Below are 2,655 nucleotides of genomic sequence, written 5' to 3'. Positions count from 1 at the left end.
GTTAATTAAACCTTGAAATAATTTCTTTAATTTTACATCCCTATTTACAAACTGTAAATAAGGCCAAAGCTGAGCGCTGGAATCTCTAAGCCACATGGCGGGAATATCTCCTGTTATTATATAAGTGTCTGGCCTACCTTTTTTTTCTTGGTAATAAACACTAGTATCAAGCGTATTAGGAAAACAATTAACAAACATCTGGGATAGCTCTTTGTCACGCAAAAACGAACTTATTTCTTTTATTTTTTCTTCAATAACAATGCTACTAAAGAGTCTTTTGCTTTTTGTTAATCTTTTGTTATTCATAAACGCAGTCTTTCAACTTAGCAATTATGTCATCCAAAGACGTAGTCGCAACTCCTAATACAGTGTCCCCTCCTCCATAGTATACAAATAAAGTATTATCTTTCAAAACAACGCCACAAGAAAAAACAACATTTCTAATCTGTCCTTCAATTTCGTAATCCATCAAAGGTTCTAAAATCGGCCTATCGGTTCTTGCTAATATTTTCTCAGGATTTTCCAGATCAAGCAAAATTGCTCCCAGTCGATATTTTGAATGCTCGGAAACACCATGATAAATAAGCAACCAGCCATGCTCGGTCTTTATCGGCGGGCCTGTAATCCCAACCTTTTTGTTATCCCACATTCCTTTGCGAGGAATAATCCAATTAGTTTCGTTCCCTAATTCTCCACCAGCAAAATCTAAATCATCAATAAGCTGGAAATCAATACTATTATTCATCCGATACAGAGCGATTATTTTCCCATTTACTCTTTCCGGAAAAATACAAGCGTTTTTATTAAACTCTGTTAAGGGAGAGATAATCTTTGGCATCTCCCAATTCCATTTTTTATTTAAGAAATCATTAATTTCAATAGAACTAAGCGCCACACTAGGAGGATTCACCCCATCATAAGCCGTATAAAACATAAAAATCTTGCCTTCAAAAACAACCAAACGAGGGTCTTCACAGCCTGAATATCCATCACCATTTTTTATCTCAAAATCCTTACGTGGTACATAAATAGGCTCGTTCAATCTTTCGTCAATAATCAAACCGTCTTTGCTACTAGCATAACCTAAAACACAACGACCGCTATGCGCCATTGCCCTATAAACAATATGAAATTTATCTCCAAGATAAATAGCCGCTGCATTAAAAACAGCTTTTGCCTCCCATTCATTTTCTGTTGGTTTTAAAATTGGGTTATCTTTAAATCTGGTCAATGAAAAACGTTCTGAAGGCTTTAAAGTTATTTCTTTTAATAAATCACTTAACTTAAATTTTACGGCACAGCAAGTTGTGTCGGTTGCCCCATAATAAACATGCAAATCGTTCCCCTCAATATACGCGCCAGAAGGAAAAATAACATTTGGAACTTGTCCATAAATCTCATAACTTTCTTCAGGACGCATTAATGTTTCTGACTTGCCTATTATTTTGCTAGGATCTTTCTCATCAAGTAAAACAGCTTTTATCTGAAAAACTACTTCACCGGGTGTAAAATAATTCTTAATATAAGAATAAACCAATAACCACCCCTTGTCGGTTTTTAAGGGCGGGGCGCCTATCTCAATATGATCCTCTTCTCTTTCGCCAAAATCAATTTTATTCTCTTCAATATTTTCATACCATTTATTCCAAAATCTTTTTGACCAAATATCTTTTTCGGAATCAAAATAAGCCAAAGCAATATCAGCTGGCAGTTTTTCCGTATTAGCTGTCAAAATAGCCACCATTTTCCCATTTATTTTTTCAGGAAAAAGCGCCATGGCCTTAGAATTAAAAGTTGTAACCTGATGTTTTTCAATTGTTTCAAAATCCTTAGTAACTGCCACGCCGATTTTTATACCCTCGGCTACAAAAGGATAATGAGAAAGTGCTGTATAAAAAATATAATATTTATCTCCCATTTTGGTAACACGAGGATCCTCACAACCAAACCTCTCCCACTCTTCAACCGGTTTTATTAATTGTATTCTATCTTGTAAATCACCTTGATCGTTAGTAAATGCACAACCAATAGACGAAACATTCATCATCGCTCCGTTATTATATTTCACATCAGACATGGCTCTATATAATAAATGAATCTTGCCATCTTTTTTAAAAGGACAACCGTTAAAAGCTGCCATTCTTTCCCAATAAGTATTATTCCTTGGTAATAAAATCGGATTATTTTTATATCTTTTATAGATTGCCATATGTCTTATTAGAATTTAGAATTAGTTATTTATAACTTTTACCAAACTTGGACTAGAATCCTTTTTTAACTCTCTCAAAAAATCATTCGCGTTATAAGTTGCTATACAGGAATGCTGATCTGAACCTCCGTAATACACAAACAAAGTGCCATTTTTAATAATAGCTCCTCCAGCAAATACAATTCCATGCTTCAAACCATTATTTTCATAATCCTCTTCAGGCTCAAGAATCGGATGACTACACCTACAAATAACTTTTTTAGGATCCTTAAGATCTAATAACATTGCTCCAATTTTATATCGCGCAGAATCTTTCTTATCTACCGCGTTATAGATTAACAACCAACCCTCAGCTGTCTTTATCGGAGCAGCAGCTAAAGCAATTTTAGCACTATCCCACATCTGCGGTCTTATTTTTATTAGATGCTCTCCTCGCAAAAATGTTT

General features: G+C 34.7%; 3 protein-coding genes. All 3 read right to left on the bottom strand.

Going from position 1 to position 2,655, the window contains the following annotated elements:
• On the bottom strand, window positions 1-306 hold a 306-nt coding region (locus J7K39_03955; protein MCD6179038.1), incomplete at its 3' end, for a glycoside hydrolase family 125 protein.
• Window positions 299-2,209, bottom strand: a complete 1,911-nt coding sequence (locus tag J7K39_03950) for a hypothetical protein (GenBank protein MCD6179037.1) — start codon at window positions 2,207-2,209, stop codon at window positions 299-301. The genes J7K39_03950 and J7K39_03955, both read right to left, overlap by 8 nt.
• Window positions 2,210-2,230: 21 nt before the next feature.
• Window positions 2,231-2,655: hypothetical protein (locus J7K39_03945; GenBank protein ID MCD6179036.1), on the bottom strand; the 425-nt coding region annotated here is incomplete at its 5' end.

The organism is Bacteroidales bacterium (assembly GCA_021157585.1).
Taxonomy (GTDB): Bacteria; Bacteroidota; Bacteroidia; order Bacteroidales; family UBA12170; genus UBA12170.
The sequence above is the reverse complement of the archived record's forward strand: the minus strand, read 5'-3'. Positions and strand labels throughout refer to the sequence as shown.